This is a genomic window from Scandinavium lactucae (assembly GCF_033843265.1).
GTDB classification, from domain to species: Bacteria; Pseudomonadota; Gammaproteobacteria; order Enterobacterales; family Enterobacteriaceae; genus Scandinavium; species Scandinavium lactucae.
In genome coordinates this window covers 12732-36300 of sequence record NZ_JAWXRD010000039.1, presented here as the reverse complement: position 1 = coordinate 36300, position 23569 = coordinate 12732, and the positions used below count along the sequence as shown (strand labels likewise).

General features: G+C 55.1%; 20 protein-coding genes. 11 read left to right on the top strand and 9 right to left on the bottom strand.

Going from position 1 to position 23569, the window contains the following annotated elements; translation table 11 throughout:
• Positions 1-124: 124 nt before the first annotated feature.
• From cpxP to SIK69_RS17290, 4 genes are all read left to right on the top strand, one after another.
• Positions 125-628, top strand: a complete 504-nt coding sequence (gene cpxP, locus SIK69_RS17305; RefSeq protein WP_319786635.1) for a cell-envelope stress modulator CpxP — start codon at positions 125-127, stop codon at positions 626-628.
• Positions 629-764: 136 nt separating this feature from the next.
• Positions 765-1679: a CDF family cation-efflux transporter FieF gene (gene fieF / locus SIK69_RS17300; protein ID WP_319629578.1), complete on the top strand. Its 915-nt coding sequence runs from the start codon at positions 765-767 to the stop codon at positions 1677-1679.
• A 173-nt stretch (positions 1680-1852) separates the two neighbouring features.
• Entirely contained in the window at positions 1853-2815 is a 963-nt protein-coding gene (gene pfkA / locus SIK69_RS17295) for a 6-phosphofructokinase (RefSeq protein WP_319629577.1), read from the top strand.
• 123 nt (positions 2816-2938) lie between these two features.
• Entirely contained in the window at positions 2939-3442 is a 504-nt protein-coding gene (locus SIK69_RS17290; RefSeq protein ID WP_319786634.1) for a DUF1993 domain-containing protein, read from the top strand.
• Between the two features lie 61 nt (positions 3443-3503).
• Here SIK69_RS17290 and rraA read toward each other — a convergent pair whose 3' ends face one another.
• The 7 genes from rraA to priA form a co-directional block, all read right to left on the bottom strand.
• The gene (gene rraA / locus SIK69_RS17285) at positions 3504-3989 is read right to left on the bottom strand and encodes a ribonuclease E activity regulator RraA (protein ID WP_319629575.1); all 486 of its coding nucleotides are present in this window, start codon (positions 3987-3989) and stop codon (positions 3504-3506) included.
• A 92-nt stretch (positions 3990-4081) separates the two neighbouring features.
• Positions 4082-5008 carry a 1,4-dihydroxy-2-naphthoate polyprenyltransferase gene (gene menA / locus SIK69_RS17280; RefSeq protein WP_319629574.1) on the bottom strand — a complete coding sequence of 309 codons (927 nt, stop codon included), beginning with the start codon at positions 5006-5008 and terminating at the stop codon, positions 4082-4084.
• A gap of 67 nt (positions 5009-5075) precedes the next feature.
• Positions 5076-6410: an ATP-dependent protease ATPase subunit HslU gene (gene hslU, locus SIK69_RS17275; RefSeq protein WP_319629573.1), complete on the bottom strand. Its 1335-nt coding sequence runs from the start codon at positions 6408-6410 to the stop codon at positions 5076-5078.
• A 9-nt stretch (positions 6411-6419) separates the two neighbouring features.
• Positions 6420-6950 (bottom strand): ATP-dependent protease subunit HslV, encoded by a 531-nt coding sequence (gene hslV / locus SIK69_RS17270; protein WP_319629572.1) that lies wholly within the window; start codon positions 6948-6950, stop codon positions 6420-6422.
• Positions 6951-7037: 87 nt separating this feature from the next.
• On the bottom strand, positions 7038-8018 hold the full coding sequence (gene ftsN / locus SIK69_RS17265) for a cell division protein FtsN (RefSeq protein WP_319786633.1): 981 nt from the start codon (positions 8016-8018) through the stop codon (positions 7038-7040).
• A 93-nt stretch (positions 8019-8111) separates the two neighbouring features.
• Positions 8112-9140, bottom strand: a complete 1029-nt coding sequence (cytR, locus tag SIK69_RS17260; protein ID WP_319786632.1) for a DNA-binding transcriptional regulator CytR — start codon at positions 9138-9140, stop codon at positions 8112-8114.
• A 150-nt stretch (positions 9141-9290) separates the two neighbouring features.
• A complete protein-coding gene (priA, locus tag SIK69_RS17255) occupies positions 9291-11489 on the bottom strand; it encodes a primosomal protein N' (protein WP_319786631.1) in 2199 nt (732 codons plus the stop codon).
• 206 nt (positions 11490-11695) lie between these two features.
• On the opposite strand from priA, the gene rpmE reads away from it, so the two are divergent.
• From rpmE to SIK69_RS17240, 3 genes are all read left to right on the top strand, one after another.
• A complete protein-coding gene (rpmE, locus tag SIK69_RS17250; protein ID WP_319629568.1) occupies positions 11696-11908 on the top strand; it encodes a 50S ribosomal protein L31 in 213 nt (70 codons plus the stop codon).
• Positions 11865-12131, top strand: coding sequence for a hypothetical protein (locus SIK69_RS17245; protein ID WP_319786630.1), 267 nt, complete (start codon positions 11865-11867; stop codon positions 12129-12131). Before rpmE ends, SIK69_RS17245 begins: the two co-directional genes overlap by 44 nt.
• A gap of 122 nt (positions 12132-12253) precedes the next feature.
• Complete coding sequence (locus tag SIK69_RS17240; RefSeq protein ID WP_319629567.1) at positions 12254-12934, top strand: oligogalacturonate-specific porin KdgM family protein; 681 nt, start codon at positions 12254-12256, stop codon at positions 12932-12934.
• Between the two features lie 91 nt (positions 12935-13025).
• On the opposite strand, the gene metJ is transcribed toward SIK69_RS17240, so the two are convergent.
• Positions 13026-13343 (bottom strand): met regulon transcriptional regulator MetJ, encoded by a 318-nt coding sequence (gene metJ / locus SIK69_RS17235; RefSeq protein WP_012133855.1) that lies wholly within the window; start codon positions 13341-13343, stop codon positions 13026-13028.
• Between the two features lie 263 nt (positions 13344-13606).
• Between metJ and metB the strand changes: the two genes are divergently transcribed.
• The 4 genes from metB (at position 13607) to katG (ending at position 20717) form a co-directional block, all read left to right on the top strand.
• Positions 13607-14767: a cystathionine gamma-synthase gene (gene metB / locus SIK69_RS17230; protein ID WP_319786629.1), complete on the top strand. Its 1161-nt coding sequence runs from the start codon at positions 13607-13609 to the stop codon at positions 14765-14767.
• Between the two features lie 2 nt (positions 14768-14769).
• Positions 14770-17202 (top strand): bifunctional aspartate kinase/homoserine dehydrogenase II, encoded by a 2433-nt coding sequence (locus SIK69_RS17225; protein WP_319786628.1) that lies wholly within the window; start codon positions 14770-14772, stop codon positions 17200-17202.
• A gap of 211 nt (positions 17203-17413) precedes the next feature.
• Positions 17414-18304, top strand: a complete 891-nt coding sequence (metF, locus tag SIK69_RS17220; RefSeq protein ID WP_319629564.1) for a methylenetetrahydrofolate reductase — start codon at positions 17414-17416, stop codon at positions 18302-18304.
• Between the two features lie 232 nt (positions 18305-18536).
• Positions 18537-20717 (top strand): catalase/peroxidase HPI, encoded by a 2181-nt coding sequence (katG, locus tag SIK69_RS17215; RefSeq protein ID WP_319786627.1) that lies wholly within the window; start codon positions 18537-18539, stop codon positions 20715-20717.
• Positions 20718-20818: 101 nt separating this feature from the next.
• On the opposite strand, the gene ppc is transcribed toward katG, so the two are convergent.
• Positions 20819-23470: a phosphoenolpyruvate carboxylase gene (gene ppc, locus SIK69_RS17210; RefSeq protein WP_319629562.1), complete on the bottom strand. Its 2652-nt coding sequence runs from the start codon at positions 23468-23470 to the stop codon at positions 20819-20821.
• Between the last annotated feature and the right edge of the window lie 99 nt (positions 23471-23569).

Genomic DNA, 23569 nt, shown 5'->3' with positions numbered 1-23569 from the left:
TACGTCATCAAGGCGCGCTAATCCATGACTTTACGTTGTTTTACACCCCCTGACGCATGTTTGCAGCCTGAATCGTAGACTGGCTCTCGTTGAATCGCGAAACAAACGTACTTGGGAGCAATTGATGCGCAATGTTATCGCTGCCGTCATGGCCTCAACGCTGGCGCTAAGTGCGAATAGCCAGGCCGCTGAAGTCGTTACCAGCGTTAACTGGACCCCAAATGACGGGGCGACGCAAGGCAGTCATCAGAGCCATATGTTTGACGGCATAAGTTTAACCGAAGATCAGCGTCAGCAGATGCGGGATCTTATGCAACAGGCACGACGACAACAGCCGCCGGTTAATGTTAGCGAAATGGAGACAATGCATAAGCTTGTCACCGCAGACAAATTTGATGAAAACGCTGTCCGTGTTCAGGCAGAGAAAATGGCGCAGGAACAGGTTGTCCGCCAGGTCGAAATGGCCCGGGTTCGCAACCAGATGTATCGCCTGTTAACGCCTGACCAGCAAGCGGTTTTAAATGAACGACACCAGCAACGAATGGATCAGTTGCGTGAGGTTGCCAGGATGCAAAAAGGTTCAGTCTTAATGCTGTCCAGTAGTAGCAATACCCATAGTAACCAGTAATAAACCCTGTTTTCCTTGCCATAGACACCATCCCTGTCTTCCCCCTCATGATGAGGGGGTTTTTTTTGCCTTTTTTCCATCAAATGTCATTAATCACATTCCGCTATACTACCCGCAGAAAAGAGCAGGAGTATTTATGAATCAATCCTATGGCCGCCTGGTCAGCCGGGCTGCAATTGCGGCGACGGTCATGGCGTCGGCGTTACTTTTGATTAAGATTTTTGCGTGGTGGTACACCGGTTCTGTCAGTATTCTGGCGGCACTGGTCGATTCGCTGGTGGATATTGCCGCTTCCCTGACTAACCTGTTAGTGGTGCGCTATTCGCTGCAACCGGCGGATGAAGAACACACCTTCGGGCACGGTAAGGCGGAATCTCTGGCGGCGCTGGCGCAAAGTATGTTTGTTTCCGGCTCGGCGTTATTCCTGTTCCTGACCGGTATCCAACATCTGATTGCGCCTGAGCCGATGCGCGATCCCGGCGTCGGGATGGCGGTCACGGTCGTGGCGCTTATCAGCACCATTATTCTGGTGACCTTCCAGCGCTGGGTGGTACGCAAGACGCAAAGCCAGGCGGTGCGCGCAGATATGCTTCATTATCAGTCTGATGTTATGATGAACGGTGCGATTCTGGTGGCGCTTGCGCTGGCATGGTACGGCTGGCATCGTGCCGATGCCCTGTTTGCATTGGGGATTGGCATCTATATTTTATATAGTGCGTTACGTATGGGGTATGAGGCAGTACAGTCGCTTTTAGACCGCGCACTCCCCGATGAAGAACGTCAGGAAATCATTAGCATCGTCAGTAACTGGCCGGGGGTCAGCGGTGCGCATGACCTTCGAACGCGGCAGTCAGGGCCGACCCGCTTTATTCAGATTCATTTGGAAATGGAAGATAACCTGCCGTTGGTTCAGGCGCATATCGTGGCTGAACAGGTGGAGCAGGCAATATTGCTACGTTTTCCGGGTTCTGATGTGATTATTCATCAGGATCCGTGCTCGGTGGTCCCGATGGGGCGACAGGGCTTCTTGGACTTTCGTAATTCGTTGTAAAAATGTGGGTCGGATCGGCATTTTTTGGATAAATTACCGCCATTTGGCCTGACCTGAATCAATTCAGCACGAAGCTCTTGATATACTATTTCGCATAGAGTCGATCTCTCCCATCGTCGGGGGCGCTTCGGGCAACAGAATTATTTTTAGCATTCCTAAGTTCAGAGGTAGTCATGATTAAGAAAATCGGTGTGTTGACAAGTGGCGGTGATGCCCCGGGCATGAACGCCGCCATCCGTGGTGTTGTGCGTGCAGCTCTTTCAGAAGGTCTGGAAATTTTTGGTATCTATGATGGCTACCTTGGACTGTATGAAGATCGTATGGTCCAGCTTGACCGTTACAGCGTCTCCGACATGATTAACCGTGGCGGCACCTTCCTGGGGTCAGCGCGTTTCCCTGAATTCCGTGAAGAACACATCCGTGAAGTGGCTATCGAAAACATGAAAAAGCGCGGTCTCGACGCGCTGGTGGTCATCGGCGGTGACGGCTCCTATATGGGGGCAAAGCGCCTGACCGAAATGGGCTTCCCGTGCATCGGTCTGCCAGGCACCATCGATAACGACATCAAAGGCACTGACTACACCATCGGTTACTTCACCGCGCTGGGTACCGTCGTTGAGGCTATCGACCGTCTGCGTGACACCTCCTCCTCACACCAGCGTATTTCGATCGTTGAAGTGATGGGCCGCTACTGTGGCGATCTGACTCTGGCGGCAGCGATTGCTGGTGGCTGTGAGTTCGTCGTCGTGCCGGAAGTGGAATTCAGCCGTGATGACCTGGTGGCTGAAATCAAAGCGGGTATTGCCAAAGGGAAGAAACACGCCATCGTCGCAATCACCGAACATATGTGCGACATCGACGAGTTGGCGAAGTACATCGAAACCGAAACCAAACGCGAAACCCGTGCGACCGTCCTCGGTCACATTCAGCGTGGGGGTTCTCCGGTGCCTTACGACCGTATCCTCGCTTCCCGCATGGGCGCGTATGCTATCGATCTGCTGCTGGAAGGCTTTGGTGGTCGTTGTGTCGGTATCCAGAACGAAAAACTGGTTCACCATGACATCATCGACGCTATCGAAAACATGAAGCGTCCGTTCAAGTCTGAGCTGCTGGATTGCGCGAAAAAGCTGTACTAAGCGCTGACCGACAGTGAACCGCATCTGAATCCGTAATCCCCTGGGGGTTGCGGATTTTTTTATGCGCCAGGCGCTATGCCGGGGCGCACAAGTATTGGGTTGTAACCTTTAAGGAAATCGACAATGTCACTGTATAGCGAAACCAAAGCGCAGTTTATTCATGGCCTGCAGAGTCTGAACGCTGTTCTCGAAAAGAGCGCGGTCTGGGCAAAAGAGCAGGGCGTTGAGGAAGCGACGCTGTTGGATGCCAAACTGGCGGACGATATGTTCCCTCTGAAACGTCAGGTGCAGGTCAGCTGCGATATGGCGAAGCGCACCGTTGCCCGTCTGGCCAACGTCGACGCCCCGGTGATGGATGATAACGAAAGCACCTTCGCACAGCTGCATGAACGTATCGCGGCCACCGTGGCCTTTATGAAAAGCGTGCAGGATTCCCAACTGGATGGCGACGACGAGCGTCCAGTTATGGTGCAGGCCCGTGAGCATCAATTGCACTTCACCGCCCGCAGCTACGTGTTCCAGTTCGCTGTGCCTAACTTCTATTTCCACACCACCACGGCTTACGGCATTCTGCGTCAGGCCGGTGTGCCACTGGGTAAACGCGATTTTTTGGGTAAGATTCAGTAAATCCCCGCCCAAAACGAAAAAGCCTTCTCACAGAGAAGGCTTTTTTTATGCGACAAGGCGATTACTCGATGTCGAGTGCATCTTCCGACAGGATGATACCGGTGTTATCGGCATACAGATGGTCGCCGGAGAAGAAGGTAACGCCGCCGAAATTGACGCGCACGTCGCTTTCGCCGATGCCTTCACCTGCAGCACCAACCGGGATAGCGGCCATGGCCTGAATGCCGATGTCCAGCTCTACCAGATCGTCCACCTGGCGCACCGCGCCGTAGACCACCATACCTTCCCACTCATTTTGCACCGCCAGACGCGCAAGGTCGGCATCAATCAATGCACGGCGTACGGAGCCACCGCCATCCACCAGCAGGATGCGGCCACGACCGTTCTGTTCGAGTAGATCGTATAGCAACCCGTTATCCTCGAAACATTTCACCGTGATAATTTGTCCACCAAACGACGACCGTCCGCCAAAATTGGAGAACAGCGGTTCAACGACATTGACATCTTCCTGGTAGATGTCGCAAAGCTCGGATGTATCGTATTTCATAGGCTTAACGTTCAGTTGCAGCAGGTGATTTCAGTATATCGTGCTAAGTGCATTGTTGGCAAAATCATCAATTGTTAATTGATATTTGTCAGTTAAGCAAACAGGCGGCTGAACACGATCCCAATCACAAACAAAAGGTTAGTCAGCAGGGCTGCTTTTACCGTGCGTTCAAGCATCGGGGGCATGTCAGCGGGTTGGTGATGGGTCATCACGAAGCGGGCCTGTTTGACCAGTAGCGGCAGGGCGAGAATAAATAGCCAGCCCCACAGACTGTGCAGCGCCAGCAGGTTAAACAGCGCAAGGCACAGCGGGGCACCCATCAGCAGCAGGGTGTGATAACGACGGGCGTTAACCGGCCCCAGACGTACCGCCAGGGTGTTCTTGCCGTTCTCACGGTCGCTGTTGATATCACGCAGGTTGTTGATGTTCAGCACTGCGGTTGCCAGCAGGCCGCAGGCGGTGGCAGGCAGGAAGGTCACGGCTTCAAGGGTGTGCGCCTGCAGATACCAGCTGCCCATCACGCTGAGCCAGCCGAAGAACATCAGTACCGAGATATCACCCAGGCCGATATAACCGTAGGGGCGAGTGCCGACGGTATAGGTGATGGCGGCGATTATCGACACCCCGCCGAGCACCAGGAAACCGATAAAATCGGCCACTGACTGATAAGCGGTAAACAGTAATGCCAGACCCGACAGACAAATCAGCCCCACCGTGACGATCAGCGCTTTTTTCATCTGCTGTTGGGTAATCACGCCTTTTTGCATTCCGCGCAGTGGCCCAATCCGGTCGGGCTTATCGCTGCCTTTGACCGCATCGCCATAGTCGTTTGCCAGATTGGAGAGGATCTGCAGTAGCCCGGCAGTCACTAGCGCCAGCAGCGCAACCAGCGGGTTAAAATGCCCTTGCCACCAGGCCAGCGCGGTGCCGACCACAATGGCGGCAAACGCCAACGGTAACGTTTTTGGGCGCAGGCTTTCCAGCCACGCCTGGGTACGACTCAGAGATTGTTCTGTCATTGTTCCAGCCAATAAAAATGGGGGCTCAAAGCCCCCATCAACGATGATGAAAATGCATTTACCGCGATTATAGGATAAAACGGCTCAGATCTTCATCTGCCACCAACGCATCGAGATGTTTACTCACATACTCAGCATCAATGGTAACGCTTTGACCATTCATCTCACTGGCATCATAGGAGATGTCTTCAATCAGACGTTCCAGCACGGTGTGCAGGCGACGAGCCCCGATGTTCTCAGTGGTTTCGTTGACCTGCCACGCGGCCTGAGCGATGCGCTTGATACCCTCTTCCGTAAACTCGATGCTGACCCCTTCGGTGGCCATCAGCGCTTTGTACTGCACGGTAACGGACGCGTTTGGCTCGGTCAGAATGCGCTCGAAGTCATGGGTGGTCAGTGCTTTCAGCTCAACGCGGATCGGCAGACGACCCTGCAATTCTGGGATCAGGTCAGACGGGCTAGCGACCTGGAACGCACCGGAGGCGATAAACAGAATGTGATCGGTTTTCACCATCCCGTGCTTGGTGGACACGGTGCAGCCTTCAACCAGCGGCAGCAGGTCGCGCTGTACGCCTTCGCGGGACACGTCCGGGCCGGAGGAATTTCCACCGCGCTTACAGATTTTGTCGATTTCATCAATGAAGACAATACCGTGCTGCTCCACTGCTTCGATAGCGTCCTGCTTCAGCTCTTCCGGGTTCACCAGCTTGGCGGCTTCTTCTTCAATCAGCAGCTTCATCGCGTCTTTGATTTTGATCTTACGCGGTTTCTGCTTCTGGCCGCCCAGGTTCTGGAACATGGACTGCAGCTGACTGGTCATCTCTTCCATGCCCGGAGGGGCCATGATTTCAACGCCCATCGGTGCCGCGGCGAGATCGATTTCGATCTCTTTGTCGTCGAGCTGGCCTTCACGCAGTTTTTTGCGGAATGCCTGACGGGCAGCAGATGGCTCCTGCTGTGCTTCTGCCTGGCCCCAGTTGTTTTTGGCCGGTGGGATCAGCACGTCGAGAATACGCTCTTCCGCCATTTCTTCGGCGCGATAGCGGTTTTTGTCGATCGACTGCATGCGCACCATTTTGACGGCGGCATCGGTCAGGTCACGAATAATCGAGTCGACTTCTTTCCCGACATAGCCCACTTCGGTGAACTTGGTGGCTTCAACTTTGATGAACGGCGCGTTGGCGAGTTTCGCCAGGCGACGAGCGATTTCGGTTTTACCGACGCCGGTTGGGCCGATCATCAGAATGTTTTTTGGGGTCACTTCATGACGCAGCTCTTCGTCGAGCTGCATACGACGCCAGCGGTTACGCAGGGCGATAGCCACAGAACGCTTGGCAGCGTCCTGGCCGATAATGTGTTTGTCGAGTTCGCTGACAATCTCGCGTGGGGTCATTTCAGACATAGGAGATCCTTACGCTTTAGAAGGTAATTCTTCGATGGTGTGGAAGTGGTTGGTGTAGATGCAGATATCGCCTGCGATCCCCAACGCTTTTTCCGCAATTTCACGCGCGCCGAGCTCGGTGTTTTCCAGCAGCGCACGGGCGGCGGCTTGGGCATACGGGCCGCCGGAGCCAATGGCAATCAAATCGTTTTCAGGCTGCACCACATCGCCGTTACCGGTGATGATAAGCGAGGCATTTTCGTCGGCAACGGCCAGCAGCGCTTCGAGCTTGCGCAGCATGCGGTCGGTACGCCAGTCTTTGGCGAGCTCCACCGCGGCTTTTACCAGATGCCCCTGATGCATTTCCAGTTTACGCTCGAACAGTTCAAACAGCGTGAAGGCGTCCGCAGTGCCGCCCGCAAAACCGGCGATCACTTTGTCGTTATACAGACGGCGTACTTTTTTCACGTTGCCTTTCATGACGGTGTTGCCAAGCGTGGCCTGACCATCACCGGCGATAACGACATGACCGTTACGGCGAACACTAACTATTGTTGTCACGAGAGGACCCCCTGGGTGTACAGAATACAGGCCCCGCACGTTGTACGGGGCAGAATGCATTTATAAATGGGGGGGATTTTGGGGGTTTCAACCCCCAGAGGCGAGACGAATGCAGTTTGCGTGGCCGGCAATCTTCAGACGGGAGATAGTGCCATCGGCGTTATCTTTGCCTTTCACCGGGCCAATGACCACGCGATTCCAGCCATTATTGGTGGTGATGCGAGAGTCAAAACCTTCAAACGCCAGCTGCGCACGAACGGTTTCCGCCTGATCGGCACCTTTAAACGAACCGCACTGAATCATCCAACGACGTTCGTCTTTTTTCTCAGCGGTCTGTTTTGCGGGTTCCGGTTCACGCGTCACCGGGGCGGCCTGCTGCGTTTTCGGCTGGCTGGCGGTGGTATGCGTCGGCGTTTGCAGCAGATCCTGATACGGCTGTGTGCTTTGCTTCGGCTGTGTTTGTGTCTGACGCGGTTGGCTCTGCGCCGTGCGAGTCTGCGGCTGTTCGCTCACGCGAGGCTGCGTGCGCGGGGCCTGAACCGGCTGGGTTTGCGACCACTGCTGTTGCTGCTGCGCCTGCTGTTGCAGACGCTGACGTTGCAGCGTTTGCTGACGCTGTTCCGGAGTTTGTTCGTTCCACGGCACTTCGGTCAGCTGCGTCGGTTGCTGGCGCATATCGGCCTGCATCTGTGCTAACAGCTGGCGCTGCTCATCGGTCAGCTGGTTGGCATTCTTCACTTCGCCACCCGCAGACGGCTCCGTTGGCGCACGCACGCCTGGCTGCCGGCTTTCCAGTTCTTTAATGTAACGCCAGCGTTCTTCCGGCTTCGGCGGCAGGCCATTACCCGTCGCCTGACGGCCCTGGAGGGCTTCCGCTTCTTCTTTCTTGTGATGGGTGATGAAGTACAGGCCGCCGATGAAGGCAACCAACACAGCCGCTGCAATAGCGACCATGGCTGGTGAGACAGCAGGAAGGCTACTTTGTTTTTTCCGTGAGTTCCGCGAGGGACTCTTTTTTCGCCGCGAAGCAGCAGGTTTGCTGCGGCTTACATAATCTCGTTGTGCCACTGTCGTTTCGCTGTATTTATTCGTTCGTCAGCCCGCCATGTTACTTAAGCGGCGGGGCTTTGACCAGAAGCGCTAGTCTGAAAGCCATTTAGTTTAAGGCTTATTTTTTGTGGTACTACCGCGAATCACCAGTTCACAGTCGAGCAGGCGGGAACCGCTGCTCACATTCTGACCGCTCAGCTGATCGAGCAACAGCAGCATGGCTTCGCGGCCGATAGCAAAACGCGGCTGCGAAACGGTGGTCAGCGGTGGATCACAAAATTCAGACAGGGAAATGTTATCGAAGCCGATAATCGACAGATCGTCCGGCACTTTCAGGCCACGACGTTTCGCCAGCGATAGAGCGCCCAGCGCCATGATATCGCTATGGCAGAAGACCGCCGTCGGTGGCTGTGGCAGCGCCAGCAGTTGTTCGAGTGCATTAGCCCCGGCTTCGTAAGTGAAGTTGCCCCGCGCGATATAGTGCGGGTCAACGGTAATCCCGCAGCGCCTGAGCGCCTGCACGTAACCCTGTAAACGATAATGGCACAGCGGCATCTCTTCCGGCCCGGCAATACAGCCGATGCGCTGATGCCCCAGCTCGTACAGGAAATTCACCGCATTAAACGAGGCGGTCAGGTTATCAATGTGAACCGTCGGCAGTTCAAGCTCAGGCGCAAATTCGTTGGCCATGACCATTGGCGGCAAATTCCGTTGCTCTTCAATGCTGGCGTCAAACGGCAGGCGCGAACCCAGCAGCAGCATGCCGTCGATTTGTTTGGTGATAATGAGGTCGATGAAGGTTTTTTCCTGCTGATTCTGATGCGCGCAGTCGCCAATCAGCACCAGATATCCCTGCTCAGCCGCGGTGATTTCGATACCACGGATAATTTCACTGAAGAAGGGGTCGCAGATGTCCGGCACAATCACCAGGATGGTTCTCGACTCGTTGCGCTTCATGTTCCGGCCCATCGCCTGAGGAAAATAACCCACCTCCAGCGCGGCTTTTTCCACCTTATTGCGGGTGGCCTGTGACACTTTGTCGGGATTCATCAATGCCCGGGAAACGGTTGCCGTAGAGACATTCGCTTTCTGGGCGACATCCTTCATGGTTGCCGAAACAACCTCATTTTTGGACTTCACCTGGGTTCTCCTCGCTGACGGGGGCAGAGACTTCCACTGTCTCTGACAACAGTCTCTTTTTTATCAGAGAGTAAGTCAGGAGAGTTACAGAAATTTCATGAAAATTGTGACGGATGCTGAATTTTTCGATCTGTCTCGCAGCACAAAGGGTTAGCCTTCGATCGGGTCCACATCGAGCACCCATTTCACTTTTCGTGAAGCGGGCAGGGTATTAATTAACGCCATCGCCCCGCTGACAATATGCTGTAAACGCAGGCGTGACGGGTGTTGCAGCACAATTTGCCAGCGCCAGCGGCCACCGCGTTTGGGGGCCAGCGCAGGCACCGGGCCGAGTAGCCACAGTTTGTCATCCACCAACGGACTGGCCTGAATCAGGTTACGCAGCTGCTGCAAAAACAGCGGGGCTTCCTGATTATTGTGATCTTCCGCGCGAATCAGCACATGGCTGGTCCACGGCGGCAGCTGCAGCGTCTGACGCTCCGCCAGCGCCTGCTGGGCAAAGGCGTCATAGCCCTGATGCAGCAGGGTTTGCAGCAGCGGATGTTCCGGGTGATGGGTTTGCAAAATCACTTCGCCCTGCTTTCCGGCGCGGCCCGCACGGCCTGACACCTGGGTGTACAGCTGCGCGAACCGCTCGGCGGAACGGAAATCGGCTGAGAACAACGCGCCGTCCACGTCCAGCAGCGCCACCAATGTCACATCCGGAAAGTGGTGGCCTTTCGCCAGCATCTGAGTGCCAATAAGAATTCTCGCCCCGCCGCGATGCACTTCCGCCAGATATTGCTCCAGCGCGCCTTTGCGGCTGGTGGTATCCCGGTCAATCCGCGAAATCGGTACATTGGCAAACAGCGGGGTCAGCACTTCTTCCAGCTGTTCGGTGCCTAACCCTACCGGCACCAGATGGGTCGAGCCGCAGGATGGACACTGGCGTGGAATCGGGCGCTGGCTGTCGCAATGGTGGCAGCGCAGGTGGCGATGGGTCTGATGCAGGGTGTAATAGCTGTCGCAGCGCGGGCATTCCGCAATCCAGCCGCATTCATGGCACAGCAGCGTGGGGGCATATCCGCGTCGATTAAGGAATAAGATGACCTGATTATCGGCCTGCAGATGCTGGCGCATCCGGCTAATCAACGCCGGAGAAAGCCCGGCCTGCAATTGCTGACTCTTCAAATCCAGTACGTGCTGGTTCGCCGGACGCGCGTTTCCGGCACGTTTGGTCAGCTTGAGCTGATGATATTTGCCCTGACGCACGTTGTGCAGCGTTTCCAGCGCCGGTGTGGCTGAACCGAGAATAATCGGAATTTGCTCATTATGCGCGCGCCAGACCGCCAGGTCGCGGGCGTGATAGCGCCAGCCTTCCTGCTGTTTGTAGGAGCTGTCATGCTCTTCGTCGATGACGATCACCCCGAGATTTTTGAACGGGGTAAATAAGGAAGAGCGGGTGCCAATCACGATCCCGGCTTCGCCGTTCTTCGCTTTCAGCCAGGCCGACAGACGTTCGCTATCGTTCAATTGGGAGTGCAACACTTCGACCGGGGCATTAAAACGTTCACGAAAACGGGCAATAGTCTGCGGCGTCAGGCCGATCTCCGGCACCATCACCAGCGCTTGCTTGCCCTGCGCCAGTACATTTTCCAGCACGCTCAAATAGACTTCCGTTTTACCCGAGCCGGTAACGCCCGCCAGTAGCCACGCAGAAAATTTATCCGATGCGCTGTGGATAGCGCCGACCGCGGTGGCCTGCTCAGTATTAAGGCGCAGACGCTCGCCGGTGACCGCGTAGCCGTTGCGCCAGTCTGAAATATCAGCTACCTCACTGGCTAAATCGCAGTAGCCTTTTTTACGTAACGCTTGCAGGGCGGCATCGTTAAACTCGAGTTCAGCCACCTGATGACGCCAGATTTTGCCCTGCCGCAGCGCGGCTAAGGCCTGTTGCTGCTTCGCGGAACGCTTGAGGGTGTGGATATCCACCGCCTGACCCTGTTCCGTCGCAAACCAGTACCACAGCGGCGCAGCGCTGGCGGGTTTCCCCTGACGCAGCAGAATCGGCAAGGCGTGAAACATGACATCGCCAATCGGATGATGATAATACTCCGCCGCCCATTGCAGCATGCGCCAGACGGCAGACGAGTAGACCGGTTCATCATCCAGCACTTCCACCACGCTTTTCAGGTCGGACAGCGGTAGCTCGCTGTTATCGCTGACGGAGACCACAATCCCCACGCGCTCCTGCTGCTTGCCGAACGGCACGCGCACGCGACATCCGGCCTGAGCGTTGATGCCTTCGGGCAACAGATAGTCAAAGGTGCGTGGCAGTGGAACGGGCAGGGCAACGTGTGCGACGGGCATCGAATCTTCCTGACTTGAAAAGGAGCGCGTTAGTATACACATTACACTAAGGCGATGAGCGGATCAGTTTGCAACCCCTGGTTAAATTCTGTATGATTCGCCGCCTTTGATGCGCATTTGTGGTATCAAAAGGCCTATACTATTAACTTCACGCGGTGTCTGGCGTTAGGGCTGGAAGAGCGGCGTGGCCTTCACTGAGGTTTCCCATGAAAAAAGGTATTCACCCAAATTACGCAGAAGTTACTGCAAACTGTTCTTGCGGTAACGTGATGACCATCCGTTCTACCGTTGGTCACGATCTGAACCTGGACGTGTGCGGCAAATGCCACCCGTTCTACACTGGTAAGCAGCGTGACGTTGCTACCGGTGGTCGTGTTGACCGCTTCAACAAGCGTTTCAGCATCCCGGGCGCTAAATAAGCATCCCGAGAAAAAGGCGCCGAAAGGCGCCTTTTTTGTATCTGCCCTTCTTGGCGTTGCCTCTAAATTATCAGAACGATTAGTCAATAAAAACGGAATGCCGTTTCTTTTTTGTATTGTTTTATTTCTTAAATGCGTGTTTGCGCTTTTGGATATCGCCTATTTTGCCGTTTTTCGTTATCGGGTGGCAGAATTGAAAAGGTTTTTAACTCCCTCTCGTTAATATACTCCTGTCACTTTTTCACTGCATACATATTCTGGCTGCGTTTTTCATGGACTGGTTTTCTTAGCTGGACATTGAAAGCCTGAGGTATTTTATTTTCAATTACTTCGAGAGGGATTTTTATGAAGTTATCACGTGTGTTAATACTGGTTCCGTTAATATCCTGCGCAGCCCATGCTGGCTATGTTGATTACCGTCATGAATATTATGATGATGGTCGAAACTACGATCGTGTGTATATGTCACACCGCTTTGAAACCGGCTTTGGTGTGGCGGTCGAAGCTATCTCGCGGTCCGATGATGCGCAGGCGGATAAGCCCTATAATAACCTCGAAACTAACGGCACAGAGTACACCGCAAGCTATCAGTTTATCTGGAATCAGCTGATATGGCAGCCAGGCTTTGTGGTGGAAACCGATGAAAATCAGGCCATTTACAAACCTTATATTCGCGTTCAGTACAACATCAATGACAGCTGGTGGACGGCTTTCCGCTATCGCTATGAGTATACTCGCCGTAACGCCGAGGGTCGCGATGACCGCAGCGTACAGCGCCCGGAAGCGTGGCTTGGATATAATGTCGAAAACTGGATGTTTGAAGTCAACGGGATTTATAAATTTGCCGAGGAAGAGAATTTATACAATAACACCAAGCGTGATTATGAATATAATTTCCGTGTTGCGTATAAGTTCGGTCAATGGGTTCCATTTGTTGAAGTCGGTAATGTTTCATCCGGGTATAACACGGCCACCACTGACGATCGTCAAACGCGTTATCGTACCGGTATTGGATATAATTTCTAAACTTTTAGTTGATATTGATCGTTGCAGGATATGATTTCCTGAATATTTAGCTGAATTGAAATGGGCAGGAGAAATCCTGCCCATTTATCTGTCAGTATTCCCACGTATCCGGGTCAATCCCCAGTTCACGCATAATAATCTTCGCTTCTTCCGGGATCTCATCACTGCGTTCTTTACGCAGATCTTCATCGTTCGGCAGCGGTTGACCGGTAAATGCATGCAGGAACGCTTCACACAACAGTTCGCTGTTGGTGGCGTGGCGCAGGTTGTTCACCTGGCGACGGGTGCGTTCATCGGTGAGGATCTTCAGCACCTTCAGAGGAATGGACACCGTAATTTTTTTGACCTGCTCACTCTTCTTACCGTGCTCAGCGTAGGGGCTGATATATTCGCCGCTCCATTCAGCCATGAGACTCTCATCCTCTAATCATTAATAAAAGGCCAGGGCGCGCTGCCCAAACCATAATCCTGCACAGTTTACCCCAGAGGTGTGACCATGACACCAGCAAAGCCTCTGTGTATGTGCGCTAATGCATATAATTTTAACGGCTATTTCCCGATTGCTCAATCTATACGCAAAGAAGTTTAGATGTCCAGATGTATTGACGTCTATTGTGGCAGTGGTTACTCTGAAGCCTGACTTTTCACCGATGAAGCCAGGAACGATTCACCATGACGCGTAAACAAGCCACTATCGCAGTGCGTAGCGGGTTAAATGATGACGAGCAATATGGCTGCGTTGTCCCCCCGATTCACCTCTCCAGTACCTATAACTTCACCGGATTTAACGAACCACGCGCCCACGATTATTCCCGTCGCGGCAACCCGACGCGTGACGTCGTGCAGCGTGCGCTGGCGGAACTGGAAGGCGGCGCGGGTGCCGTTCTGACCAATACCGGCATGTCGGCCATCCATCTGGTGACCACTGTCTTCCTGAAACCGGGCGATCTGCTGGTGGCCCCGCATGACTGCTACGGCGGCAGCTATCGTTTGTTCGATAGCCTGGCGAAACGCGGCTGTTATCGCGTGCTGTTTGTCGATCAGAATGATGAACAGGCACTCAACGCGGCACTGGCGGAAAAACCAAAGCTGGTATTAGTGGAAAGCCCAAGCAACCCGTTGTTGCGCGTGGTGGATATTGCGAAAATCTGTGAGCTGGCGCGGGATGCTGGCGCGGTGAGCGTCGTCGATAACACCTTCCTCAGCCCGGCCTTGCAAAACCCGCTGGCGTTGGGCGCGGACCTGGTGCTGCACTCCTGCACCAAATACCTCAACGGACACTCCGATGTGGTGGCGGGCGTGGTGATTGCCAAAGATCCAGACACCCTGACCGAGTTGGCTTGGTGGGCGAACAACATCGGCGTCACCGGCAGCGCGTTTGACAGCTACCTGCTGCTGCGCGGTCTGCGTACGCTTTCGCCGCGTATGGAAGTGGCGCAGCGCAATGCGACGGCAATTGTTGAGTTCCTGAAGCAGCAACCGCGGGTGAAAAAGCTGTATCATCCTTCTCTGCCGGAGAACCAGGGACACGAAATTGCTGCTCGTCAGCAGAAAGGGTTTGGCGCGATGCTCAGTTTCGAACTGGATGGCGATGAAAATACGCTGCGTCGCTTCCTGGGCGGGCTGTCGTTGTTCACGCTGGCAGAGTCCCTGGGCGGGGTGGAAAGTCTGATTTCCCACGCGGCGACCATGACCCACGCGGGCATGGCACCAGAAGCACGCGCGGCGGCGGGCATCTCAGAAACGCTGCTGCGTATTTCGACCGGCATAGAAGACAGTGACGATTTAATTGCCGACCTGGAAAATGGGTTCCGGGCAGCAAACGAGGGATAAACATGAGTGTGATAGCGCAGGCAGGGACGAAAGGTCGTCAACTGCACAAGTTTGGTGGCAGTAGTCTGGCGGATGTGAAATGTTACTTGCGCGTAGCAGGTATTATGGCTGAGCACTCGCAGCCAGACGACATGATGGTCGTTTCCGCCGCCGGTAGCACCACCAACCAGCTGATCAGCTGGCTGAAACTCAGCCAGACTGACAGGCTCTCTGCGCATCAGGTTCAGCAGGCGCTGCGCCGTTATCAGATTGAATTGATGACCGGTTTGCTCTCTGCAGAGGTGGCCGACAGCATGATCGCCGAATTTATTCACGATCTTGAACGTCTGGCCGCGCTCCTCGACGGTGGTATTAACGACGTGGTGTATGCCGAAGTGGTGGGCCACGGTGAAGTATGGTCTGCACGTTTGATGGCTGCGGTGCTGCAACAACAAGGTCTGGATGCCGCCTGGCTCGACGCCCGTACGTTCTTGCGCGCCGAGCGTGCGGCCCAACCGCAGGTCGATGAAGGCCTCTCTTTCCCGCTTCTTCAGCAATTGCTGGCGCAGCATCCTAACAAACGTCTGGTGGTTACCGGGTTTATCAGCCGCGATACTGCGGGTCATACGGTGCTGTTGGGCCGCAACGGCTCTGACTATTCCGCCACCCAAATTGGTGCGCTGGCGGGTGTGTCCCGCGTGACCATCTGGAGCGACGTGGCAGGGGTCTACAGCGCCGATCCGCGCAAGGTAAAAGACGCGTGTCTGCTGCCGCTGCTGCGTCTGGACGAGGCCAGCGAACTGGCCCGTCTGGCGGCACCGGTGCTGCACGCCCGTACGCTACAGCCGGTGTCCGGCAGCGATATCGATTTACAGCTGCGGTGCAGCTACACCCCCGATCAAGGCTCAACCCGCATTGAGCGCGTGCTGGCCTCCGGGACCGGGGCACGTATTGTTACCAGCCATGACGACGTCTGCCTGATTGAGTTCCAGGTGCCGACCAGCCAGGACTTCAAGCTGGCACACAAAGAAATCGATCTGGTTCTCAAGCGTGCGCAGGTGCGACCGCTGGCCGTCGGGGTGCATACCGACCGCCATCTGCTGCAATTCTGCTACACCGCAGAAGTGGTCGATAGCGCGCTGAAACTGTTGGATGAAGCAGGCCTGCCGGGCGAACTGCGTCTGCGTCAGGGCCTGGCGCTGATTGCGATGGTCGGGGCAGGTGTCACCCGTAACCCGCTACACTGCCACCGCTTCTGGCAGCAGTTGAAAGGCCAGCCGGTCGAGTTTACCTGGCAGTCTGAAGAAGGCATCAGCCTGGTGGCGGTGCTGCGTACCGGCCCAACGGAAAGTCTGATCCAGGGTCTGCATCAGTCTCTGTTTCGCGCGGAAAAACGCATCGGTCTGGTGTTGTTTGGTAAAGGGAATATCGGTTCGCGTTGGCTGGAGCTGTTTTCCCGCGAGCAAAGCACGCTCTCGGCGCGCACCGGGTTTGAATTTTTGCTGGCGGGCGTGGTAGATAGCCGTCGCAGCCTGCTGAATTACGAAGGGCTGGATGCAAGCCGGGCGTTAGCTTTCTTTAATGATGAGGCGGTCGAGCAGGACGAAGAGTCGCTATTCCTGTGGATGCGTGCGCACCCATACGACGACTTAGTGGTGCTCGATGTCACCGCCAGTGCTCAACTCGCCGAGCAGTATCTGGATTTCGCCAGTCACGGTTTCCACGTGATCAGCGCCAACAAACTGGCCGGGGCCAGCCCCAGTGACAAATACCGTCAAATTCATGACGCGTTTGAGAAAACGGGCCGTCACTGGCTGTACAACGCCACCGTCGGGGCGGGTCTGCCGGTGAACTTCACCGTTCGCGATCTGCGTGAAAGTGGTGATTCTATTCTGGCGATCAGCGGTATTTTCTCCGGTACGCTGTCGTGGCTATTCCTGCAGTTTGATGGCACGGTACCGTTTACTGAACTGGTAGATCAGGCGTGGCAGCAGGGCCTGACGGAACCCGATCCTCGCGTTGACCTGTCCGGGAAAGACGTGATGCGCAAGCTGGTGATCCTCGCCCGTGAAGCGGGATACGACATTGAGCCTGACCAGGTGCGTGTGGAATCGCTGGTGCCTTCGCACTGTGAAGAGGGGTCTATCGATCACTTCTTTGAAAACGGTGAAGAGCTTAATGAGCAGATGGTCCAGCGTCTCGAAGCCGCGCGTGAAATGGGGCTGGTTCTGCGTTACGTGGCGCGTTTCGATGCCAACGGTAAAGCCCGTGTGGGTGTGGAAGCGGTACGTCCTGAGCACCCGCTGGCGGCGCTGCTGCCCTGCGATAACGTCTTTGCTATCGAAAGCCGTTGGTATCGCGATAACCCGTTAGTTATTCGTGGTCCTGGTGCTGGTCGCGACGTGACCGCCGGGGCCATTCAGTCGGACATCAACCGTCTGGCTCAGCTGCTGTAGCAGTAAACGGCCCTCTCTTCGGGAGAGGGCCGCCGTCTCTTCCCCAACAGATCATGAATTATTTTCATCCTCGCTGAGCAATCCTCACCCCTTCTCTATTTTTTTTAGTTGACGGCACTTCGCTTTTCAGTCATTTTTGACTTCTGGACGTCTAAACGTATAGATGCCTCATAACACAACATATAACGACATGCGATTGAAGAGGTAAGGTATGAGCTTTTTTCACGCCAACCAGCGGGAAGCCCTGAATCAGAGCCTGGCGGAAGTACAAGGCCAGATTAATGTTTCCTTTGAGTTTTTCCCGCCGCGCACCAGTGAAATGGAGCAGACCCTGTGGGCCTCTATCGATCGCCTGAGCAGCCTGAAGCCGAAATTTGTTTCCGTGACCTACGGGGCCAACTCCGGCGAGCGTGACCGTACGCACAGCATTATCAAAGGCATCAAAGACCGCACCGGGCTGGAAGCTGCGCCGCACTTAACCTGTATCGACGCGACCCGAGACGAACTGCGTACCATCGCCCAGGACTACTGGAACAACGGCATTCGTCACATCGTCGCGCTGCGCGGCGACCTGCCGCCGGGGAGCGGTAAGCCAGATATGTATGCGGCGGATTTAGTCGGCCTGCTGAAAGAGGTCGGCGATTTTGATATTTCTGTGGCAGCGTATCCGGAAGTCCATCCGGAAGCGAAAAGCGCCCAGGCAGATTTACTCAACCTGAAACGCAAAGTGGACGCGGGAGCCAACCGCGCGATTACCCAGTTCTTCTTTGATGTGGAAAGCTACCTGCGTTTTCGCGATCGCTGTGCGTCAACCGGCATCGACGTGGAAATTATTCCGGGCATTCTGCCGGTGTCTAACTTCAAACAGGCGAAGAAATTTGCCGACATGACTAACGTGCGTATCCCAACCTGGATGGCAAAAATGTTTGAGGGGCTGGACGACGACGCCGAAACTCGCAAGTTGGTGGGGGCGAATATCGCGATGGACATGGTGAAAATTCTCAGCCGCGAAGGCGTGAAAGATTTCCATTTCTACACCCTGAACCGCGCGGAAATGAGCTACGCCATCTGTCATACCCTGGGCGTTCGCCCGGCGGTATAAAAATGAGGCCCTCAGATGAGGGCCTCTTGCTTTCGTTCCCTCTCATTCTTTTCCCTTAATAGTTCATGGTCATTGTCGAAAATTTACGAACACATCGACATTTCTATGCCTGACTTTTGTTATGTTGGTTTTGACCAGAAGGAAACAACTATCAAATCTGTAGATTTTTTCATCTATAACTTATCTACAGAGCTGTATATCTTGGTTTGAAATCATTGAAGGGAGCAGGAAGATGAGCACCAACGAAAACGATCACAACACGTTGTCAGCAGGGAAGTGCCCGTTTCATCAGGGCGGACATGATGAAAGCGCTGGAGCAGGGACCAGTACCCGAGACTGGTGGCCGAAACAACTCAAAGTAGACCTCCTCAATCAGCACTCCAACCGCTCTAACCCGCTGGGTGAAGACTTTAATTACCGTAAAGAATTCAGCAAATTAGATTACTCAGCGCTGAAAGGCGACCTTAAAGCACTTTTAACTGATTCACAGCCGTGGTGGCCCGCAGACTGGGGCAACTACGCAGGGCTGTTTATTCGCATGGCCTGGCACGGCGCGGGCACGTATCGTGCGGTTGATGGTCGTGGCGGTGCAGGTCGCGGTCAGCAGCGTTTTGCACCGCTTAACTCCTGGCCGGATAACGTTAGCCTCGATAAAGCGCGTCGCCTGTTGTGGCCTATCAAGCAAAAATACGGCCAGAAAATTTCCTGGGCGGACCTGTTTATCCTTGCCGGTAACGTGGCGTTGGAAAACTCTGGCTTCCGTACCTTTGGTTTTGGTGCCGGGCGTGAAGATGTCTGGGAACCGGATCTCGACGTTAACTGGGGTGATGAAAAAGCCTGGCTGGAACATCGTGACCCGGAAGCGATCGCTAAACGTCCACTGTCTGCCACTGAAATGGGTCTGATTTACGTCAACCCGGAAGGGCCAAACGCCAGCGGTGAACCTCTTTCTGCGGCGGCAGCGATTCGTGCCACCTTCGGCAACATGGGCATGAACGATGAAGAGACCGTGGCGCTGATTGCCGGGGGTCATACGCTGGGTAAAACTCACGGTGCAGCGGCGGCTACTCACGTCGGCGTCGATCCTGAAGCCGCCCCGATTGAATCGCAGGGCCTGGGATGGGCCAGCACGCACGGTAGCGGTGTGGGCGCGGATGCGATCACCTCCGGTCTGGAAGTGGTCTGGACGCAAACCCCGACTCAGTGGAGCAACTTCTTCTTCGAAAACTTGTTCAAATTTGAGTGGGTACAAACGCGCAGCCCGGCGGGTGCCATCCAGTTTGAAGCGGTCGACGCGCCGGAAATCATTCCCGATCCGTTCGACCCGTCGAAAAAACGTAAGCCAACCATGTTGGTAACCGATTTGACGCTGCGCTTCGATCCAGAATTCGAAAAAATCTCTCGTCGCTTCCTCAACGATCCGCAGGCCTTCAACGAAGCCTTTGCTCGCGCGTGGTACAAACTGACGCATCGGGATATGGGGCCGAAAGCACGTTACATTGGCCCGGAAGTGCCGAAAGAAGATTTAATTTGGCAGGATCCGCTGCCGTACCCGTTCTTCCAGCCAACGGCTGACGATATTGAGAGCCTGAAAGCAGAGATTGCAGCATCAGGGCTGTCTGTCAGCGAATTGGTTTCGGTGGCATGGGCTTCCGCATCCACCTTCCGTGGTGGCGATAAGCGCGGTGGTGCCAACGGCGCACGTCTGGCACTGGCACCGCAGCGCGACTGGGATGTTAATGCCACGGCAGCGCGTGTTCTTCCTGTGCTGGAAGGCATCTATAAATCGGCGCATAAAGCATCGCTGGCCGATATTATCGTGCTGGCCGGTGTGGTCGGCATTGAACAAGCGGCAAACGCTGCGGGCGTCAATGTCTCTGTGCCATTCGTGGCAGGCCGGGTGGATGCACGTCAGGATCAGACTGATATTGAAATGTTCAGCCTGATGGAGCCAGTGGCTGACGGATTCCGCAACTACCGTGCGCGTCTCGATACGGCAACCACCGAATCTTTGCTGATTGATAAAGCACAGCAGCTGACGCTGACCGCACCGGAATTGACCGTGCTGGTGGGTGGCATGCGTGTGCTGGGCACCAACTTCGATGGCAGCAAACACGGGGTGTTCACCGAGCGTGAGGGTGTCCTCAGCAACGATTTCTTCGTCAATCTGCTGGATATGGGGAACGAATGGAAAGCGGTGGATACTTCTAACGAACTGTTCGAAGGCCGTTGCCGTCAAAGCGGTGAGGTGAAATTCACTGCCACCCGTTCGGATCTGGTGTTTGGCTCCAACGCCGTGCTGCGTGCGCTGGCTGAAGTGTATGCCTGCAGCGATGCCAAAGAGAAGTTTGTGAAAGACTTCGTGGCAGCGTGGGTGAAAGTGATGAATCTGGATCGCTTCGACCTGCTGTAAAGCAGCGTCTGGTAGGCCCGTGCAGTCCAAAGTGTCGCCGGGCAATATAAACAAAAATCCCCGCTTTTTAGCGGGGATTTTTTATGCGTGGGTCCAAAAAATTAACCCGTGTTACGCATACCCGCCGCAACCCCGGCGATGGTCACCATCAGGGCTTGTTCTACACGCGGGTCCGGTTCTTTGCCTTCTTCTTCTGCCAGACGTGAGCGGTGCAGCAGCTCAGCCTGTAGAACGTTCAGCGGGTCGGTGTAGATGTTACGCAGCTGAATGGACTCGGCAATCCACGGCAGGTCTGCCATCAGATGTGAATCGTTGGCGATAGCCAGCACCACTTTGATGTCGGCTTCCAGCAGCTTGCGCAGCTCTGCACCTAGCGACCATAGCTCTTTTGTCACCAGACGCTGATCGTAATATTCCGCCAGCCACAGGTCGGCTTTGGCGAACACCATTTCCAGCATTCCCAGGCGAGTCGAGAAGAACGGCCAGTCGCGGCACATGGTTTCCAGTTCGCTCTGTTTACCATCTTCCACCACTTTTTGCAGCGCCGCACCGGCACCGAGCCAGGCGGGCAGCATCAGGCGGTTCTGAGTCCAGGCGAAAATCCACGGGATTGCACGCAGAGATTCCACCCCGCCGGTCGGGCGACGTTTTGCCGGACGTGAACCCAGCGGCAGTTTGCCGAGTTCCTGTTCCGGCGTTGCAGAGCGGAAGTACGGCACGAAATCTTTGTTTTCACGCACATAACCGCGATACATGTCGCAGGAGATATCCGACAGTTCGGCCATGATGTGACGCCATTCGGCTTTTGGCTCCGGCGGTGGTAGCAGGTTCGCTTCGAGAATAGCGCTGGTATACAGCGACAGGCTGCTGATAGTCACTTCGGGCAAACCATACTTGAAGCGGATCATTTCGCCCTGTTCGGTCACGCGCAGGCCGCCTTTCAGGCTGCCCGGCGGTTGAGAGAGCAGCGCCGCATGAGCTGGCGCGCCGCCACGACCAATAGAGCCACCGCGACCGTGGAACAGCGTCAGTTCAATGCCCGCTTTTTCACAGGTTTTGATCAACGCGTCCTGCGCCTGATACTGCGCCCAGGAGGCGGCCATCACGCCCGCATCTTTTGCGGAGTCAGAATAGCCAATCATTACCATCTGCTTGCCCTGGATGAAGCCGCGATACCAGTCGATGTTCAGCAACTGCGTCATCACATCGTTGGCATTGTTAAGGTCATCAAGGGTTTCAAACAGCGGTGCGACCGGCAGGGCAAAACCGATGCCTGCTTCTTTCAGCAGCAAATGCACGGCCAATACGTCGGACGGTGTTTTCGCCATTGAAATCACGTAGGCGGCCACCGAACCTTTCGGTGCCTCGGCGATCACTTTGCAGGTGTCGAGCACTTCGCGGGTTTCTTCGCTCGGCTCCCATTGGCGTGGCAGCAGCGGGCGTTTGGAATTCAGTTCACGGATCAGGAACGCCTGTTTGTCGGCTTCTGACCAGCTTTCATAGTCGCCAATGCCGAGATAGCGGGTGAGTTCGCCCAGCGCTTCCGTATGACGGGTGCTTTCCTGACGTACGTCGATGCGCACCAGCGGCACGCCGAAACACTTCACGCGGCGCAGGGTATCGAGCAGTTCGCCGTTGGCGATAATGCCCATCCCGCAGGCCTGCAAAGATTTATAGCAGGCGTACAGCGGTTCCCATAGCTGTTCATTTTGCGTCAGCAGGCCCGCCGGTTTAGGCAGTTTTTCGCCTTTCAGACGCGCTTCGAGCCATGCCTGCGTTGCCATTAGCTGGCTGCGCAGGGTTTTCAGCAGATAACGGTACGGTTCTGCGGCACCCGCTTCGCCGACGTATTCGCGCAGTTCGTCGGTGCATTCCACCATCGACAGCTCGGAAATCAGCAGCTGCACATCTTTCAGGAACAGGTCGGTCGCTTTCCAGCGGCCCAGCAGCAGAACGGTGCGGGTAATGTCGGAGGTTACGTTCGGGTTACCGTCGCGGTCACCGCCCATCCAGGAGGTGAAGCGGACCGGGACGAAATCGACCGGCAGCTGATAGCCCAGGTTATCTTCCAGCTGTTCATTCAGCTCGCGCAGATAGTTCGGCACGCCTTCCCACAGGCTGTTTTCGACCACTGCGAAGCCCCACTTGGCTTCATCCACCGGGCTTGGTCGATGCTTACGGATTTCATCGGTATGCCAGGACTGGGCAATCAGCTGACGCAGACGGCGCATCAGCTGGTGTTGCTCGTAGTCGGCGATATCTTTGTTATCCAACTGCTTAAGGCAGCTGTTCACTTCCACCATTTTGTGGATCAGCGTCCGACGGGTAATTTCCGTTGGGTGAGCGGTCAGCACCAGTTCCAGCGACAGGTTTTCCACCGCTTTTTTAATGGTTGCTTCATTCAGGTTCGGCTGATCTTTGAGTTTTCGCAGAGTGCGGGCAATGACTTCCGGATTGCTGGCCGCTTCGCCTTTTGGCGAAATGCTGTGATATTGCTCGGCGGTATTCGCCAGATTCAGGAATTGACTAAACGCACGGGCGACCGGCAGCAGCTCGTCGTTAGACAGATTTTGTAACGTGGTGAGCAACTCCTGGCGGTTGGCTTCATTGCCCGCGCGGGAGGATTTTGACAACTTACGAATGGTTTCAACGCGATCAAGAATGTTCTCGCCAAGGGCGTCTTTAATCGTTTCCCCTAGCACCTTACCGAGCATACTGACATTACTACGCAAAGCGGAATATTGTTCGTTCATTACCCCAGACACCCCATCTCATTTATGTATGTCCCTGGATTTCGCACAACCGTGATGAGACCGCTGACGGCGATACAAAATCGTTCGGACATGGTATTC

Bases quoted from the DNA above. Each gene is read 5' to 3' on its own strand.
- katG (WP_319786627.1), top strand. From the start codon at position 18,537: ATGAGCACCAACGAAAACGATCACAACACGTTGTCAGCAGGGAAGTGC.
- cpxP (WP_319786635.1), top strand. From the start codon at position 125: ATGCGCAATGTTATCGCTGCCGTCATGGCCTCAACGCTGGCGCTAAGT.
- priA (WP_319786631.1), bottom strand. From the start codon at position 11,489: ATGCCCGTCGCACACGTTGCCCTGCCCGTTCCACTGCCACGCACCTTT.
- SIK69_RS17240 (WP_319629567.1), top strand. From the start codon at position 12,254: ATGAAGTTATCACGTGTGTTAATACTGGTTCCGTTAATATCCTGCGCA.
- ppc (WP_319629562.1), bottom strand. From the start codon at position 23,470: ATGAACGAACAATATTCCGCTTTGCGTAGTAATGTCAGTATGCTCGGT.
- metB (WP_319786629.1), top strand. From the start codon at position 13,607: ATGACGCGTAAACAAGCCACTATCGCAGTGCGTAGCGGGTTAAATGAT.
- rraA (WP_319629575.1), bottom strand. From the start codon at position 3,989: ATGAAATACGATACATCCGAGCTTTGCGACATCTACCAGGAAGATGTC.
- fieF (WP_319629578.1), top strand. From the start codon at position 765: ATGAATCAATCCTATGGCCGCCTGGTCAGCCGGGCTGCAATTGCGGCG.
- pfkA (WP_319629577.1), top strand. From the start codon at position 1,853: ATGATTAAGAAAATCGGTGTGTTGACAAGTGGCGGTGATGCCCCGGGC.
- rpmE (WP_319629568.1), top strand. From the start codon at position 11,696: ATGAAAAAAGGTATTCACCCAAATTACGCAGAAGTTACTGCAAACTGT.
- metF (WP_319629564.1), top strand. From the start codon at position 17,414: ATGAGCTTTTTTCACGCCAACCAGCGGGAAGCCCTGAATCAGAGCCTG.
- hslU (WP_319629573.1), bottom strand. From the start codon at position 6,410: ATGTCTGAAATGACCCCACGCGAGATTGTCAGCGAACTCGACAAACAC.
- SIK69_RS17225 (WP_319786628.1), top strand. From the start codon at position 14,770: ATGAGTGTGATAGCGCAGGCAGGGACGAAAGGTCGTCAACTGCACAAG.
- SIK69_RS17290 (WP_319786634.1), top strand. From the start codon at position 2,939: ATGTCACTGTATAGCGAAACCAAAGCGCAGTTTATTCATGGCCTGCAG.
- menA (WP_319629574.1), bottom strand. From the start codon at position 5,008: ATGACAGAACAATCTCTGAGTCGTACCCAGGCGTGGCTGGAAAGCCTG.
- metJ (WP_012133855.1), bottom strand. From the start codon at position 13,343: ATGGCTGAATGGAGCGGCGAATATATCAGCCCCTACGCTGAGCACGGT.